Source organism: Desulfosarcina cetonica JCM 12296, from assembly GCF_001311845.1.
Classification (GTDB): Bacteria; Desulfobacterota; Desulfobacteria; order Desulfobacterales; family Desulfosarcinaceae; genus Desulfosarcina; species Desulfosarcina cetonica.
Genome location: NZ_BBCC01000062.1, coordinates 16,011 through 31,567 on the forward strand (window position 1 = coordinate 16,011; position 15,557 = coordinate 31,567).

The following is a 15,557-nucleotide window of genomic DNA, read 5'->3' on the forward strand; positions in this document are numbered from 1 at the left end:
ATGGCCAAAAAAGATGAGCCCAATGATAATCTCTTTTGTTCTTTTTGCGGGAAGAATCAGAAGGAGGTTAAAAAGCTGATCGCCGGGCCGGCTGTTTATATTTGTGATGAATGCATTCAGCTGTGTAGTGAAATTATAGAAGAAGAGAATGAAAAGGAAGCTGGCGAGTTCGAAAACTTGATGATCCCACAAGAGATCAAGACCCACTTGGACGACTATGTGATCGAGCAAGATGTGGCCAAGAAGATCCTCTCCGTAGCCGTCTACAACCATTACAAACGCTTGGATTCGAATATCAGTTCCGGTGATGTGGAGATTCAAAAAAGCAATATCCTTTTAATTGGGCCCACCGGATGCGGTAAAACCCTGTTGGCCCAAACCATGGCGCGTTTTTTAAATGTTCCTTTCACGATTGCCGATGCCACCAGTCTAACCGAGGCTGGCTACGTGGGCGAGGATGTGGAGAATATCATTCTTTCGCTTTTGCAGAATGCCGATTACGATGTGGAAAAAGCAAAGCGCGGGATTGTCTATATCGATGAGATCGACAAGATTGCCAGCAAATCGGACAATCCATCCATTACCCGGGATGTGTCTGGTGAGGGGGTTCAACAGGCTTTGTTGAAAATCATCGAGGGGACAACGGCCAGTGTGCCGCCCAAAGGTGGGCGCAAGCATCCCCAACAGGATTTTGTGAAGGTGGACACCTCCAATATCCTTTTTATCTGCGGTGGAACCTTCAACGGTTTGGAGCAGATCATCAACCGGCGTACCGGCAGCAAACTCATGGGGTTTGGAGCCAAGGTCAGTAAGGAAAAAGAGCGCAGCCTCGGCGAAACATTGTTGCAGGTCCAGCCAGAAGACCTGATTAAATTTGGCTTGATTCCTGAGTTCCTTGGGCGCCTCCCGGTCATTGCCACGTTGGATGAGCTCAGCTCCAAAAGCTTAGTGAGAATTCTCACTGAACCGAAAAATGCACTGATTAAACAGTATAAAAAACTTTTCGAAGTCGAAGGCGTCAACCTGCGCTTTACCGACAGTGCGCTTCATGCTGTCGCGGACGAAGCCTTGAAACGCAAATCTGGAGCCCGCGGACTAAGGGCGATTTTGGAATCGTGCATGCTGAATATCATGTACGAAATCCCTTCCAAGCAAGATGTCAAAGAGTGTGTGATCGGCGAGGAAGTCGTGCTTAAAAAAGAAGAACCGATCTTGCTTTACGAGCCGTCTAAAAAGCAGGCCTGATCCGCGTTAATCACTACAGAAGCCGGATTCACGGATATTCAAAGGTAAGTGAGGGCCTGAATAACGATATGGTAACTATTCCTAAATTTTTTAAGAACCAGGATGGGGAGGCGGATCGGGAAGTGCTTCCCTTGCTGCCGCTACGCGATATTGTCGTATTTCCACATATGGTCGCACCGCTTTTCGTTGGCCGCAACAAGTCTGTCAGCGCGCTTTCCAGTGCCATGAACAAAGATAAGCGGATTTTTCTGGCCACCCAGACCAATGCCGGCGTGGACAATCCCACGGAAAAAGATATCTCTGGGGTGGGCGTGATCGGAAGTGTCCTCCAGCTGCTTCGGCTGCCTGATGGTACGGTCAAGGCGCTTATCGAGGGAAAACAACGGGCTCGTATTGCGCAATATGTTCCCAATAATGAGTTTTTTGAAGTCGAGCTCTCCTTGCTGCCCGATATGCCGGGGGATGCGATCGAGATGGAAGCGCTGACACGCGCCGTTATTGACAGTTTCGGCGAATATGCCGGCATCAATAAGAGTATCTCCAAGGAACTGCTGGCGAAAATTTCGGCCATCTCCGATCCATCCAAACTGGCGGACTCCGTTGCATCGCATTTCTCTTTTAAGTTGGAAGACAAACAAAGCCTGCTTGAAACCACCGAATTGGCCAAACGACTCTCACTTTTGGTCAAACTGATCAAGCTTGAGATTGAAGTCTACCAGATGGATCAGCGGATTAAGGGTCGCGTCAAAGAACAGATGGAGAAGACCCAAAAGAACTATTATCTCAATGAGCAGATGCGGGCCATTCGAAAAGAAATGGGCGCGGATGACGAGATGGGTGACGAGCTTAAGGAGCTCGAGAAAAAGATAAAACGCAAACGCATGTCCAAAGAGGCTTCGTCAAAAGTTCGGCAGGAGTTTAAGAAGCTAAAACTCATGACGCCGATGTCCGCCGAAGCCACGGTTGTGCGTAATTATATCGACTGGATTATTTCTCTGCCGTGGTTCGGCCGCAGCAAGATCAGCCATGATTTGATTGAGGCCGAAAATATTCTCAATGAAGATCACTACGGTCTCGAAAAGCCCAAAGAACGCATTCTCGAATATCTGGCCGTTCAAACGCTGGTAAAAAAGCTGAGAGGCCCTATCCTCTGTCTTGTGGGCCCGCCGGGTGTAGGCAAAACATCGCTTGCAAAATCGATCGCCCGCGCCACAGGACGCAAGTTTGTCCGTCTCTCCTTGGGCGGCGTTCGGGATGAAGCCGAAATTCGAGGTCACCGGCGGACCTATATTGGGGCAATGCCTGGAAAGATTATCCAGTCGCTTAAAAAGATCGGTTCGAATAATCCGGTTTTCTGTTTGGATGAAGTTGATAAGATGAGCATGGACTTCCGGGGTGATCCCTCATCGGCACTCCTTGAAGTGCTGGACCCGGAGCAGAATTACAGTTTCAATGATCATTACTTGGATTTGGACTACGATCTGTCTGAAATTTTGTTTGTCACCACCGCCAACACGCTGCCGGATATTCCCCTGCCGCTGCAAGACCGGATGGAAATCATTCGTCTGCCGGGTTACACGGAACTTGAGAAGTTTAACATCGCCAACGAATTTCTGATTCCCAAGCAGATTGAGGCCAATGGTCTCAGCGCGGATGATATTACTTTCTCCAAGTCTGCCATTTATACGATTATTCAGCGTTATACCCGTGAAGCCGGCGTGCGCAACCTGGAACGGGAGATATCCTCCATCTGCCGAAAGACGGCTCGCAAGGTGGTGAATGCCAAGGACGGGAAAAAACATGTCATTTCGGCCAACACCGTAACCACTTTGTTGGGACCGCCGCCATTCAAGATCAGCCAGATTGAAGAAAAAGACCAAATCGGTCTTGTCACCGGTTTGGCCTGGACGCAGGTGGGGGGGGAGCTGCTTTGCGTGGAAACCCTTACCATGCCCGGCAAAGGGAACGTCAGCGTCACCGGTAAATTGGGCGATGTGATGAAAGAGTCTGCCCAGGCTGCGGTCAGCTTTGTGCGGTCGCGTGCGGCAAACCTTGGTATTGACAACAATTTTCATAAAGAATTGGATCTGCACATCCATATTCCCGAAGGCGCTATTCCCAAAGACGGCCCTTCGGCTGGCATCGCCATGTGTACGTCTTTGGTATCGGCTCTGACGCGACGTCCGGTGCGTCGGGATGTGGCCATGACCGGTGAGATTACGTTGCGGGGACGTGTGCTTCCTATCGGCGGCCTCAAAGAAAAGTTGCTGGCCGCCCATCGTGGCGGGATTCGTAAAGTTCTCATCCCGGTGGAAAATGAAAAAGATCTCAGAGATATTCCCAAGGTGGTTACCCGTCAGATGAAGGTGGTCACCGTGGAACATATGGACGAGGTGCTTGCACATGCGCTGGTGCTTGGGGATGGCGAGCGTTTGTTTTCCAATAGTAACATGCCCATGCCGGTGGAAAACAGTAGCTCTGAACCGACTCAGCCGGCGATTAATTAATTTTTAAGGTTGCCTGATTTTTGAACTTGACTTTGTCTGGATGAATTGGTAGCTATGCATTTCCATTTTCACTGACGAAGTGAAAAGGTTCTTTTTAAATCGGGCGGATAGCTCAGTTGGGAGAGCACCGGCCTTACAAGCCGGGGGTCACAGGTTCAAGCCCTGTTCCGCCTACCAACACTCGAAATGATACCACTTTCGGGGGCGTAGTTCAGTTGGTTAGAACGCCGGCCTGTCACGCCGGAGGTCGCGAGTTCGAGTCTCGTCGCTCCCGCCATTTTTCATAGAGAGTCCAACCAGTTAGAAAACCGGTTGGGCTCTTTTCTTTTTCCAGCACCCCGTTTGACGGCTTTTTAGACGGCTTTTTCACTTCTCACCACCCGATTGCCCATTTCCGAACGCTTTTTCAAAGGCGATGACTTCCGCTTCCGTTGTTTTCGGCGACAGGCTTTCGAGTGCCTCGCGAACACGTTCGAGCCCAATCCTTCGCAAATAGTGCTCTGTGGTCTTCGAGCTCTGGTGTCGCAAAATGGCCTGGATTTGGGCTACGTGTTCCCCTTGATGGTAAAGGATGGATGCCGTCAAATGCCTGATGGCGTGAAAGCCAAAGTGGCTGACCTTCGCTTCCTTACAAATCCGCCGCATAAACTTCTGGTTGCTGACAAAGGGGTGTCCGTAGTTTTCTCTTTGGCCTGGGTGTTCGTTCAGACAAAGAAAAACGTGGGTGTGGTCCTTGATGGGCCTGTGTTCCCACCACCACCGCAAGGATTTCCGCAACTCCTTGGTCATCGGCAGCCAATCCCATTCCAATGAGCCGTCCTTGCGTTTGCGGGTCCATAGACGTATCCGGTCATTGCCGAAATCAACATCCTGCCAGGTAAGGCGGAAAACCTCGCCACGGCGGGCGGCCAGGTGTAGGAAGGTCAATAGCATCACCTTGTCCTGACCTTCGGCCACGGCATAGATCTTCCAAAAATCCTCTTCCGGTGGCACATAGCGTGGGTGCCGAACTTCCGCCATCGGTTCCACCAGGCAGGGGTTGGGACCCGGTAAGGGTGGGTTGAGGTATTTCATTCCCCAGTTCCAGGCAGCCACAAGGTTTTTGCGGTCCTTGTTGGCCGCGTGTCCGCTTCTCTCCTCCTTCTGTTTGAGCACGTATTTCAATACGTCGCCGGGTTTCAGTTTGGCTACCGGTAAATCAGGGTCAATGACCTTGAAGAAGCGTTTGAACATAGAAACCTTTTCCTTGTAGGTCTTGGTCGAAAACCGCACTCTGGCTACGTCGAGATAGTCCTGTGCCCAATCATTCAAACAGACCGTGACGGTCGTCAAGTCCCACTCTTCGACTGGTTTTCGTACCATCTTGGCTTCCCAGTCCTTGGCTTCCTTCTTGGTCAAGAACACCTTGTTTTTCCTGTATTCCCGGCCATCCTCTGCTGTCTTTCGCACTTGGGCGATCCATTTCTTTCCTTTCTGATACGGCATTGATAAGCTCCTTTTCAAAGAACACGAAACGGCGGCCCAAGCGTATTCCACCTAAACGTTGATGATACTTCCTCACTGTCTTGACATCAAGGCCGAGATACTGTGCCAGCGGCAACCTGATTTTGTATTCTTCCTGACGATCTGAAAGTGTCAGGTTATCCTCGCCTTCATTTTCTTCCACAATATGTTATGGAACCTATCTTCTTCTTTTTTTCTTCACCCATTTTCTTGCCTAAATCTGGACCCTCAAATCAATATCCACTTTTGTTACATTGGTGTGTGGGAGGAACACGACCAATGCCAGGGATTAAACGGAAAAAATGTTGTCATTGCCATCTATTATTCGTTCCCGACCCGCGTAATAAAAATCGTCAACGCTACTGTGGCAAACCGGAATGCCGCAAGGCCAGCAAGGCTGATAGCCAGAAGCGGTGGAACCAGAAACCCGAGAACCGCGATTACTTCCGCGGAAGGGATAATGTGGAACGTGTTCAGCGGTGGCGAAAGCACCATCCGGGGTACTGGCGCACAAAACCCGATTCCCGCCTCCATGCGTTACAAGATCCCTCAAATGAACAACCAATTGATAAAACAAATAATAATGTCGATTTTGCAAACAATGCGTTACAAGATCTCTTGACGCTTCAACCTTCTATTTTAATTGGCATTATCGCCCAATTAACCGGGCATGCGTTACAAGATGACATCGTCATGGCCGCCCGTCACATGCAACAATTTGGCGACGATATCCTTAACCCTCAATGCAAAGGAGGCTGCCATGGTCGCCAAACATCCCATTTACCCCGATCGTATCCGTAAAATCCCCAAACAGTTCAGTTGGCTCGATCACCGCCTGGTCAGCAACCACTATATCGATCGTTGCACCCATAAGGCGGCGGCCTTATATCTGTTCCTGGTCACGGTCGCCGATGCAAACGGCATGAGCTATTACTCGACCCGAACCCTTTCCCGGCGCCTGGGAATGGACGAACCGGAGGTTATCCGGGTTCGCACCGAACTGGTTGATATCGGCCTGATTGCCTATCGAAAGCCGTTGTATCAGGTTTTGGCCATCGACCCCGAGCCGGTCAGAACCCATGGTGGCCTTCAGTCGGTTGAACAGATTTTCAAGCGTATCGCGGAGGGCCGGTCATGATCGATTACTCCCTTTACTGCAAAATCAACCATCTGAGCGCAAACGACGGGTTGACGGTCCCGCAAATCGCCCGGGAACTGTCCATGGACGTCAGAACCATTCGAAAGTGGCTCGACACGTCCTTCAAACCACGCCAAAGTGCACCCCGCGCCAGCAAGCTCGACCCCTTCAAACGGAATATTGTCCGTCTGCTCGAAGCCCATCCCTATACGGCCACACAAATTTTTCAACGTATCCGGGAACAGGGCTTTACCGGCCGATATTCCATCGTCAAGGACTATGTCCGCAAGGTACGGCCGCCCAAGCCAAACGCTTTTCTCACCCTATCATTCGCTCCCGGTGAGTGTGCCCAGGTCGATTGGGGGAGCCATGGTTCCGTCAATGTCGGTACCACCCGCAGACGGCTCAGCTTTTTCGTCATGGTTCTTTGTTACAGCCGGTTGATGTATGTGCAGTTCACCGTTTCCCAAACCATGGAACATTTTTTGGGATGCCATCAAAGTGCCTTTGACTTCTTCGGCAGGGTTCCCCAACGAATCATGGTCGACAATCTCAAGAGCGCCGTGCTCAAGCGCATTGTGGGAAAGGCGCCGGTGTTCAATCCCAAATACCTGGACTTTGCCGATCATTACGGCTTCACCATCGCGGCCTGCAATGTGGGCAAGGGCAATGAAAAAGGGCGCGTGGAAAACGGGGTCGGCTATGTGAAAAAGAATTTTCTGGCCGGATTGGACATCCCGGATTTTGCCGCGATCCACCCGGCGGCCCGGCACTGGCTCGACACCGTGGCCAACGTACGCATCCATGGCGAGACCCGCGAGCAGCCGATTGTGCGTTTCGAAAAGGAGCAGGCCTATCTCAATCCGTTGCCCCATCACCGCTTCGATATTGCCACCGTTTCCCAGGTCCGGGCCTCGAGCCAGTTCCGCGTGGCACTCGATGCCAACCGCTATTCGGTGCCGGCAGAGTATGCCGGCCGGCAACTGACCTTGAAAACCTACCCCGATCGGATTTGCCTTTATAATGACAATAAGCTGATTGCCCGCCACGCTCGCAGCTATGACCGCCACCAGGACATCGAAGATCCCGATCATCCCAAACAGCTTTTGCTCTGGCGCAAAAAAGGCCCGTGAACAGCAAATCGTGATGCGCTTTCTCTCCTTGTCGTCCAAATCCGTCCAGTACTATCAAAAGCTCGAACAGCGTCGCATGAACCCCTATCATCATGTACAGAAAATCGTTGCCTTAAGCGAAATCTATAGCCCGGAGGCCGTCGCCCGGGCAATGGAAGACGCTTTCACTTTCCAGGCATTCTCCTGTGAGTACATCGCCAACCTGCTCGAGCAGCGCAGCCGTCAATTGCCCCAACCCGGCGCCTTGCATCTGACCCGCCGTGAGGATCTGTTGGACCTGACGGTCGAATCGCCCGATCTGAGCATCTACCAAAAGGAGACATCATGACTGACCCGCAACCACCGGCACTTCCGCTTGACCGCAACCTCAAATACCTCAAGCTGCCGTTCATGCGTGAGCAGCATCATCCACTGGCCCAACAGGCCGCCCAAAACAGTTGGTCGCACGAAGACTATCTGGAAAAACTGGTCGATGGCGAAGCCGCCCTGCGCAAGGACCGCTCCACCCAGCGTCGGATTAGCCAGGCGCATTTTCCGGTGATCAAAACCCTGGATGCCTTCAACTGGACCTGGCCCAAGAAAATCAACCGCCTTCAGGTCCAGCAACTGTTCCGGTTGCAATTTGTCAAGACGTCGGCCAATGTCATCTTCCTGGGCGGCGTCGGACTCGGCAAAACCCATTTGGCCTCCGCCCTGGGCTACGAGGCCTGCCTCAAAGGCTATACGGTCCTGTTTGCCACGGCCATCGATGTGATCAACACCCTCTCCGCGGCCCAGGCGGCTGGACGGATGAAACAGGAACTGAAAAAATACACCCGCCCAGCCCTATTGATTCTCGACGAACTGGGCTTTTTACCGATTGACAAAACCGGGGCAGACCTTCTGTTCCAAGTCATCAGCCAACGCTATGAACAAGGTGCAATGGTCATTACCTCAAATCGCGCCTTCAAGGACTGGCCAGAAATCTTCAACAACGACAGTACGCTCACTTCAGCCATTCTGGATCGCTTGCTTCACCATGCCGAAACCATCCTCATCCAGGGAAAAAGCTACCGTATGAAAGAGCAAATCGAAACGTGATGGCCACATAAACAGGTTGCCGGATACCCTCGAAAAAGAGTTCCGGCAACCCAATTTCCCTTCTCGGGATCATGCATTTTCAGACCGCCATAAATTGTGCATTGTCAGGCCGCCGCTAACATACTGGGCCACCTCTTCGGCACTCAACGCCTGTCCTAACTGCTGTTCCAAATGTTTCACGGTTCATAAACACCTCCGTGTTTGCTATGGCAGGCCCTGCTTTGTTTCGGCTCTGTGCCGATCAGGACGGTGCCCAGTCGTCTATTGAAAGCGACCTTGTGGAGCCGGCTCGATGTCCGGCACCTGTCCAGGCCCGAGGTGGCGGGGGCCTGGTAGTTTTACGAGATTCCGCTCAAAGCGTGGCATAAATGCCTGTCCCGGCGAGGGGACACGATGACGTGTGCGTCATCAAAACTTGGGCTTGTAGCCCATTTCATTCTTGTATTCCTGGGTCATCACCTCCCTTGCGAATGTTTCGTGCTGTTGCTGAATAATCACGCTGTCGTGTACCGGCAGGCCGAGAATGTCGTTGTCCATCAGCCGGACCAGAATGGCATTCATTATCCGCGAATCGATGTTTTGTAGCGAGACACCAACGTCCGAAAACAGATGGTGTGCGATTGCCGGATGGGCCTGCTTGAAGCCCCGGACAAGGCTCGCATACGGCTTATCCCGTTTAGGTGGCACTAATCCCCGCTCATCCAACTCTTTTCGAATAGCACCACTGGCCTTTTTCTCTGTGGTGTTTATGGCGATCAGGCTCACCGCCTTATAGATGTCCCGCATTTCTGGGCCTTCGCATACGACGTAAGGGTCATCTTGATAATCGATGCCTTCGAGGTGGTAGAGCATTCGAGGGTGAAAGCCGGCGTAGTCCAACTCGATGGTCGGCTGACCATCAATCAGGATGTTTTTCCGCATCGGTTTGCGAAGCCTAAACTGGTGGTAGGCCCCATAGGCCCGCCCGCCCAACTTCCAGGACTCACGATTGAATATGCGTCGCAGGTGCTCGTGGTCCAAGACGATTTCCAACTCATCGACGCCAAGGTCCCGGAGCCGGAACTCCAACGCCAGCACCTTTTGACGCTCATCCCAGGGAATCCGGCCAATCTCGATGCTACGTTTGTGGAGGTCTTTTTCAAAGAAATGGGCTTCGGACCAAAAACGTCGCAAAAGCACGTCCAGCAAGGCTTTCCATCGTTTCGTATGAGTAATGGGAATAGAGTCACTCCCTGCCGGTATCCTGTCCCTGGCATCTTGGATTACTTTATACGGATTCCTACCTGACGGTATGAGATGTTTAGTAAAGTGCTGTATTGGTAGGACATAGCGATACTTGTGATGTTTGCTATTCAGCCGGGCGTAGCGAATCCAGACCTTGCCCTTGCTAATGCTTTCACACAGATTTTCAACCAGCCAGCGATTATCAACTATGTCGTCGCCAGTCAGTTTCACCGATATACGATGCTTGCGAAGGGAATAATTATAACGTTCCAGGTCATCCCGCATCTGCCGGGTCTGGCGTGTTTCCCGGTATCCAACGTCCTGTTTGTCTTCATTGCGTAAGACGATGACCTCTTTCTCCTCCGGCAGTCTTGGGGCCGTGCCGAAGGGGTGTGTCAGGCCGTATTCACGAACCCGTGCCCATAGGCGATCCGTGCCCCACATACGGGTTTGAAGGCCGTATTTGTCGCTCTCTGGGTCGTTGTAATGGGAACTCTGCTCTATGTAGCCAAGCCGTTCCAAAGCGTCGATAATGGGGATGAGACGGTCGTACGTGTAGTGATCCAGACGATACCGCCTATCCCGCGTATAGCGGTTTTTGTCGCGGGAATACCGCACCGGCTTGTCGAGATGGTGGGCGTGTATAAGGTTCAGAAGGATAGTCTGCAGGGCCTCCATCTGCCGGGGCCGGCTGGAAACCTTCATCAGCGATGCGATTTCCTCGAACACCGCATCCACAAGGACATCCAACCTACGGCTGGACGATTCCATCGGTTTCATCTTCACCGCATCCGCCAACCAATCTTTTCCGTCACGGGGCAAATCGTTCTTTTCTCGAGGCAACAGCGTCATTGTCTACTGGGCCTCGACGATACGAATGGTCAAACCGATGTTTTCGTATGGTGCCCATTCATTGCGACTGACAAACACGGCATCAAAAGTTCTGCCGGCATCCATCAACGGAGCCAATCTCTCTGCGACGGGTCTCTGTAAATAACCAAGCCGGTCATTGAGAAACCAGACGCTGACAGCATTGGGGTCGTGCGGGTTGTTCGGTTCACGTTCCAGTCGGAAATAGCCAATGTCTTGGCATCCCCATTTTCGAATAGCCTCCTGTCGTTCATCATAAGTGACGCCTGCCAGTTTGGTTTGAATCGGTTGAAACATCTTCTCTCGTCTCCTTGTATTTGATAAAAATAAACTGAAATCTTGGCCCACCATAGGGCGGTTTTTTCCAATGAACCAGACGAGAACATTGATAAGGAATGTCTTGATGGGGTTTTAGAATGTGGTAAGGGAAGAGGAGACGTGGGAAGGAATGCCCGTGGGATTATCTATCTAACGGTAATCACGTGTTCTTTTTTGGTCTACCTCCTTTGTTTTTATACTTGCTGGGGATTGCCTTCCGTATCCTTCGCATAGTAGCATCCTGTATGTCCTTATCGAGTTGGAGCATCTTTGTGTCGAACTCGGGACCGGTCATCGGCCTATCCTGTTCACCGCAAAAAATGCCAATCTCAACGGCCACCTTCAATGACGCGTTCCACTTTTCCTTTTCGCTTCTCAACTGGCCTAGTTCACGCTTTTCTTTGGCGTCAAGGCTGACGTTCCCATACTCAAATAAATACGAATGCTCGTCTTCGAACAGTTCAACATCGTCCATTTTGAACTGTTCCGGGGTTTCTTCACAACGGTCTTCCCAATGGATTATTGTCCTATCTCTATCGTAGCAAGGGAGCCCTTGCTCTATACAATGATACACGGCACCTGGTTCTATTGACCATCGTTTCAAAAGGAACTCCCAGGAAATCCAGCGTTCTTTTTCTGGCATTCGATTCTCCGTTCACTAACAGGGACATTATCACCTTTGAAACAGTTATCGGCAAACTGAAAGCATGGTTTAGTGGATTAGGCGGGTTGATTATTTCCACTATGGTCATTCAATCCCACATCCCGCAGAATCCCTTTTCCAGCGTGAACCGATTACATTTGGGACAGAGATAATAGGTCATGTCAACTCCACAGATGTAGTCCTCCTTTTCAATGTCGTCGTCGAGCAAATCGTCAATGTTCAACAGGTCATCGTCCTCCTCATCTGGATTGTCTGGTTGGGCATCCTCAACGGGCTCTGGCTGTTCATCAAGGACCGGGTCTCTGTGAACCGGTCTTGTCTTTATAATGGATTTTCTACGCACTTGCCCAAGGCTTGGGTCGCTGTAAAGAACTACATTGATGCCTTTACAACTTGGGCAGTGAAGCAGAACTGCGTTTTCATTGATGTTGACTAACTCCCGGCAATCCCGACAAAGGGCGGGAGCCAAAGAAATGTTTTGTTCCTTGTAAATCGGATTCATACCGAAGCCCCATTTGGCATACGCTTCATAACCGCACTTGCATTTGAAATCAGCACAAGTTCCCATTGTTCAATCCTCCTTGTCGTTGATTATTATCCAGTAATCATCGTCCGCATCGTCCAGTTCCCTTTGGATACGGCCTTGCTCCCGTTTCTCCCTGGCGATTTCTTCACTGATTCCAAAGATGATCGGCCAGTCATCCGGTCCAGGGCCGTCAAAGTCATCAAAAAAGTCATCCATGGCGGTCTCCTTCCTGCTGATCGTTGGGTTTATAGATTTCATCGGGATCTGACGAAAGGCTGTCGAGTATCTTTTCAAAACATGCGGTACACATCGAGTGAGTAATAGGCTCCCCTGATGTTTGGTCTGACGATGAAGGAGCTTCTTTCTTACCAAGGTCCTTTCCGCACCAAGCACACACGATACGATAGGTCATTGTTCTACTCCTATGACAGGAAAAGGCGTCCAGAGGGCCGTAGAAGCCCAACAAGACGCCTTCCCGGTTTGTTTGATGGATGGTATTCGTTTGGCCAAAACTTCTCACAAACGGCCTAACGTTTATCTCACGCGACCATTTTATCAGGGAGAACCAACTCTTCCAGATTGTTGTAGAGAATCAGGTTCAGCACCTTTTCCGTGTCGGCCAGTACTTTCAGGCAGGCAGAATGGACGCTCATCACCAACTGGGTGGCATACCGTTCGATGTAACGAAAGTTATTGCCGGTTGTATCCTCGATGGATTTCCCCACTATCATTGCCAGAGCCGATGCGGAGAGTTCAGCCACAATCTCTTGAAGGGGATCTTGGCCGGGCCGGAGATTGCCTTTCACGATGTGATGGCTTGCGTGTGCCAGTTCATGAAAGAAGACGCACTCCTGGTTCGTTGCCAAAGCGATTTCCTGCCGGCCGGATGAATAGTAGCCGTAGTATCTAAAATTTCCGGGAATGGCCTTCACAGAAATGCCCCAATCACGGGCACGGTCCATCAACGGCAAGTCAGGGACTTCGAGGTTTTCGTATTCCAGAGGCTCGCCGTCCGTGTCCTCAACCCGGAACACTGGGGAGACACCGAAACCCAACAGTTTGGTCTCATTTTCACCAAGGTCATCCTCGATGTATTTTAAGTACGGAACCAGAATGTATAAGGCCTTGGTCCCTTTTTTCACACGGCGGTTCACTCTGTTCCACTGGCGGATTCCCCTTGCGTCCATAGTGCCGGACAGGAAAACAAGTGTCCGGTTCAGCAGGCTCCATCCAGAGCACGGGATTTCAGGGATGGGATACATTGCGTAAGCAACAGCTTCCGGGATGTCGCCAGATTCAAAGCGTGCGATGATCTTGTCCAACGTTTCCTTCACTTTTGGTCTCATTGGGATTTCTCCTTTCATTGGGTCCAGAGACAGAAAAACCATCTGCCCGCCCGGACAAATGGTCATCGTCAATGATTGATACAGCGGGCCTGCTAATACCCGCACTGGCTACACGTGATTTTGAAATGCTTTCCGTTGCGGATCGTGATGTCGTTGCCCAGAAAGGTCCCACCGGTAAAATGGTGACCGCAATCCAACTTGAACTTACGGCCTGTCAAAACCTTCTCCAGTAGCCGTCTCAACTCGTCTGGCTCTTGATAAAGTCGTTCCTGCTCTTTGGTCATGGTGTGTTCCTTTCCGCCAAACGCAAAAGGGGCAGTGCCGGCGGGTAAAAACCGACAACTGCCCTCTCTGCTGGCTCGATTTATGAGTAAGGTGACTTTGTCCGTACGTACGGAAAACACTTGGATGGTTATGCTACTTCCAACACCTCAACCGATAATGGTGGTAATACAGGTGCTCGTGGCACGGCTCCTTGTGGTCCGAAATCCCAGTGATCCAGCCACGCTGTTCCATGATCCGCTTGGCTCGGAAAATGGCGTCTTCATAATAGTCGTGCCCGTTGAGATGAGATCGGTTCTCGACCAAATGAGCGTTTTTGATGTTCCGCCAGCGATTACCATCACCAGCACGGATTCGGGGAATGTTCCAGGTGGTATGGCTGATCGACTTGGCCACGAACTGACGAATTTCCACGGCCTTTGGCATAGATGACCTCCTTTCAAACGCAAGAAGGCCCCGGTCAAAAAAGACCGGAGCCTTCGGAAATGGATGCCCAAGGGGGGAGGGTATAAAAAATCAGAGGCGAATTGCCTCTATCTCACTATGCAGGACCCAATGAGACACACTGAAACGGGTTTGAAACTTTGGACTACGATGTCGGAACCTTGACATATGCCCGGTTCATATTACCCCCTCATGACACCTTCTTTCTATGGATTTCATTTCACATTGTGAAGAATTTTACCAATTTCATCGACACATCTTATCATTTGATAAAAACTTAACCATATAATTTTTATTGTTAAAATCTTGTATTGAGATAAAGCAAATAACCTGCATGATTTTTGCATCACCTATTGCGGGGTTCCACTGATCGACATCAAGAAAAAGCCAAACCTGTCGCGAGACAGGGACGGAAAACCACGGGTCTCATCGGGCAAGTGCCACAGACCTCTAAAAAACTAAATCTATCATTCGATGATATAAATATTGCTGTTCCAAAGATGATGGTCCCGTAAAAAGTCAAAATACGTGATTTTTAACTTCGCAACCTATTGTTTTTATTGATTGGCAAATTGCAAAAACGGCTTTTTCGGGACTTTTTTACGGCTTCATCAAAGATGGATAAATATGTTTTATTTAAACCGGGCATAATCACATCAACCTACACAAGAGAGATGGCGATATGAAAAAAGTAATAGTGATTCTCTATTCACTATTATTAGTACTTGCTATGGTGGGGACCTCTGAAGCAATAAAATTTAATATAATAGACGGGCCAAGTGGTTATATAGAGTGGTTTGAAGAGTGGGATTATCCTTTGTACGATTTATATAGATTTGGTGGTGTAAACATGACCATTTACTTGGACGGATATGATCCTATCTATGCTGAAGATGGTTATAATGAATTGGAACTTGTAGCTCTGGACTATGCCAATTTTTATGCATCTGCTGAGGCGATAGTTGTGGGCCCTGAAGGTGACAGATTTGGCAATTATTGGATTTTATCTGGATCGGCTTATTATTCAGCAGATTATTCGTCAGTTACAGATGGTTGGGGAGTATATGTTAACGAATATTATTTGTTAGATTTTGATCTTTTATACTTTAATGAAGAAGATGTGCGAATAGCAAGTTATCACATAACAGCCGCACCGGTACCGGAACCCTCCACCATGTTTCTTTTCGGTTCAGGATTATTAGGAATAGTAGGGGCCTCGAAAAGAAAACGGAAAAAAAATAACTCGTTGGATTTAATTTACTTCTAAGGAAAAATCC

19 protein-coding genes, 2 tRNA genes and 1 riboswitch are annotated in these 15,557 nt (G+C 50.1%); of the genes, 10 read left to right on the top strand and 11 right to left on the bottom strand.

Features of this window, described 5'->3' with window-relative positions; translation table 11 throughout:
- The 4 genes from clpX (at position 1) to JCM12296_RS15220 (ending at position 4,029) form a co-directional block, all read left to right on the top strand.
- Positions 1 to 1,245: an ATP-dependent Clp protease ATP-binding subunit ClpX gene (gene clpX / locus JCM12296_RS15205; protein WP_054694679.1), complete on the top strand. Its 1,245-nt coding sequence runs from the start codon at positions 1 to 3 to the stop codon at positions 1,243 to 1,245.
- A 68-nt stretch (positions 1,246 to 1,313) separates the two neighbouring features.
- Positions 1,314 to 3,752, top strand: coding sequence for an endopeptidase La (lon, locus tag JCM12296_RS15210; protein ID WP_054694682.1), 2,439 nt, complete (start codon positions 1,314 to 1,316; stop codon positions 3,750 to 3,752).
- 101 nt (positions 3,753 to 3,853) lie between these two features.
- Positions 3,854 to 3,929: transfer RNA gene (locus JCM12296_RS15215), tRNA-Val, on the top strand.
- A 23-nt stretch (positions 3,930 to 3,952) separates the two neighbouring features.
- Positions 3,953 to 4,029, top strand: a tRNA-Asp gene (locus JCM12296_RS15220).
- A gap of 89 nt (positions 4,030 to 4,118) precedes the next feature.
- Here the strand turns inward: JCM12296_RS15220 and JCM12296_RS15225 are convergent.
- Together JCM12296_RS15225 and JCM12296_RS39890 are read right to left on the bottom strand one after the other, a co-directional pair.
- Positions 4,119 to 5,114 carry a tyrosine-type recombinase/integrase gene (locus JCM12296_RS15225; RefSeq protein WP_172683913.1) on the bottom strand — a complete coding sequence of 332 codons (996 nt, stop codon included), beginning with the start codon at positions 5,112 to 5,114 and terminating at the stop codon, positions 4,119 to 4,121.
- Positions 5,056 to 5,418 (bottom strand): hypothetical protein, encoded by a 363-nt coding sequence (locus tag JCM12296_RS39890; protein WP_172683914.1) that lies wholly within the window; start codon positions 5,416 to 5,418, stop codon positions 5,056 to 5,058. Before JCM12296_RS39890 ends, JCM12296_RS15225 begins: the two co-directional genes overlap by 59 nt.
- 116 nt (positions 5,419 to 5,534) lie before the next feature.
- Here JCM12296_RS39890 and JCM12296_RS36450 point away from each other — a divergent pair, with 116 nt between their 5' ends.
- The 5 genes from JCM12296_RS36450 to istB are packed head-to-tail and all read left to right on the top strand — an operon-like array spanning position 5,535 to position 8,606.
- Positions 5,535 to 6,056: a hypothetical protein gene (locus JCM12296_RS36450; RefSeq protein WP_083456170.1), complete on the top strand. Its 522-nt coding sequence runs from the start codon at positions 5,535 to 5,537 to the stop codon at positions 6,054 to 6,056.
- Positions 6,016 to 6,393: a helix-turn-helix domain-containing protein gene (locus JCM12296_RS15230; protein WP_054694687.1), complete on the top strand. Its 378-nt coding sequence runs from the start codon at positions 6,016 to 6,018 to the stop codon at positions 6,391 to 6,393. Before JCM12296_RS36450 ends, JCM12296_RS15230 begins: the two co-directional genes overlap by 41 nt.
- Positions 6,390 to 7,526, top strand: a complete 1,137-nt coding sequence (gene istA, locus JCM12296_RS15235; protein ID WP_246804355.1) for an IS21 family transposase — start codon at positions 6,390 to 6,392, stop codon at positions 7,524 to 7,526. The genes JCM12296_RS15230 and istA overlap by 4 nt, the downstream gene beginning before the upstream one ends.
- A gap of 13 nt (positions 7,527 to 7,539) precedes the next feature.
- Positions 7,540 to 7,854: a hypothetical protein gene (locus tag JCM12296_RS44585; RefSeq protein ID WP_246804357.1), complete on the top strand. Its 315-nt coding sequence runs from the start codon at positions 7,540 to 7,542 to the stop codon at positions 7,852 to 7,854.
- On the top strand, positions 7,851 to 8,606 hold the full coding sequence (gene istB / locus JCM12296_RS15240) for an IS21-like element helper ATPase IstB (RefSeq protein WP_054694691.1): 756 nt from the start codon (positions 7,851 to 7,853) through the stop codon (positions 8,604 to 8,606). Before JCM12296_RS44585 ends, istB begins: the two co-directional genes overlap by 4 nt.
- Before the next feature lie 408 nt (positions 8,607 to 9,014).
- Here the strand turns inward: istB and JCM12296_RS15245 are convergent, their stop codons facing one another.
- The 9 genes from JCM12296_RS15245 to JCM12296_RS15275 form a co-directional block, all read right to left on the bottom strand.
- A complete protein-coding gene (locus JCM12296_RS15245; RefSeq protein ID WP_157067640.1) occupies positions 9,015 to 10,682 on the bottom strand; it encodes a hypothetical protein in 1,668 nt (555 codons plus the stop codon).
- Between the two features lie 3 nt (positions 10,683 to 10,685).
- Positions 10,686 to 10,997, bottom strand: a complete 312-nt coding sequence (locus JCM12296_RS15250; protein WP_054694697.1) for an HIRAN domain-containing protein — start codon at positions 10,995 to 10,997, stop codon at positions 10,686 to 10,688.
- Positions 10,998 to 11,178: 181 nt separating this feature from the next.
- A complete protein-coding gene (locus JCM12296_RS15255) occupies positions 11,179 to 11,661 on the bottom strand; it encodes a hypothetical protein (RefSeq protein ID WP_054694700.1) in 483 nt (160 codons plus the stop codon).
- Positions 11,662 to 11,770: 109 nt separating this feature from the next.
- Positions 11,771 to 12,250 carry a hypothetical protein gene (locus JCM12296_RS15260; protein WP_054694702.1) on the bottom strand — a complete coding sequence of 160 codons (480 nt, stop codon included), beginning with the start codon at positions 12,248 to 12,250 and terminating at the stop codon, positions 11,771 to 11,773.
- A 3-nt stretch (positions 12,251 to 12,253) separates the two neighbouring features.
- Complete coding sequence (locus JCM12296_RS39895) at positions 12,254 to 12,424, bottom strand: hypothetical protein (RefSeq protein WP_172683915.1); 171 nt, start codon at positions 12,422 to 12,424, stop codon at positions 12,254 to 12,256.
- Positions 12,417 to 12,620 (bottom strand): hypothetical protein, encoded by a 204-nt coding sequence (locus JCM12296_RS38370; RefSeq protein ID WP_157067641.1) that lies wholly within the window; start codon positions 12,618 to 12,620, stop codon positions 12,417 to 12,419. The genes JCM12296_RS39895 and JCM12296_RS38370 overlap by 8 nt, the downstream gene beginning before the upstream one ends.
- 127 nt (positions 12,621 to 12,747) lie before the next feature.
- Complete coding sequence (locus JCM12296_RS15265) at positions 12,748 to 13,554, bottom strand: zincin-like metallopeptidase domain-containing protein (protein WP_054694705.1); 807 nt, start codon at positions 13,552 to 13,554, stop codon at positions 12,748 to 12,750.
- Between the two features lie 92 nt (positions 13,555 to 13,646).
- Positions 13,647 to 13,838 carry a hypothetical protein gene (locus JCM12296_RS15270; protein ID WP_054694708.1) on the bottom strand — a complete coding sequence of 64 codons (192 nt, stop codon included), beginning with the start codon at positions 13,836 to 13,838 and terminating at the stop codon, positions 13,647 to 13,649.
- A 133-nt stretch (positions 13,839 to 13,971) separates the two neighbouring features.
- Positions 13,972 to 14,262, bottom strand: a complete 291-nt coding sequence (locus JCM12296_RS15275) for a hypothetical protein (protein WP_054694710.1) — start codon at positions 14,260 to 14,262, stop codon at positions 13,972 to 13,974.
- Positions 14,263 to 14,656: 394 nt separating this feature from the next.
- Positions 14,657 to 14,725: riboswitch (cyclic di-GMP riboswitch) on the top strand.
- 237 nt (positions 14,726 to 14,962) lie between these two features.
- Here JCM12296_RS15275 and JCM12296_RS15280 point away from each other — a divergent pair.
- Positions 14,963 to 15,547 carry a PEP-CTERM sorting domain-containing protein gene (locus tag JCM12296_RS15280; RefSeq protein WP_054694713.1) on the top strand — a complete coding sequence of 195 codons (585 nt, stop codon included), beginning with the start codon at positions 14,963 to 14,965 and terminating at the stop codon, positions 15,545 to 15,547.
- Positions 15,548 to 15,557 lie beyond the last annotated feature (10 nt).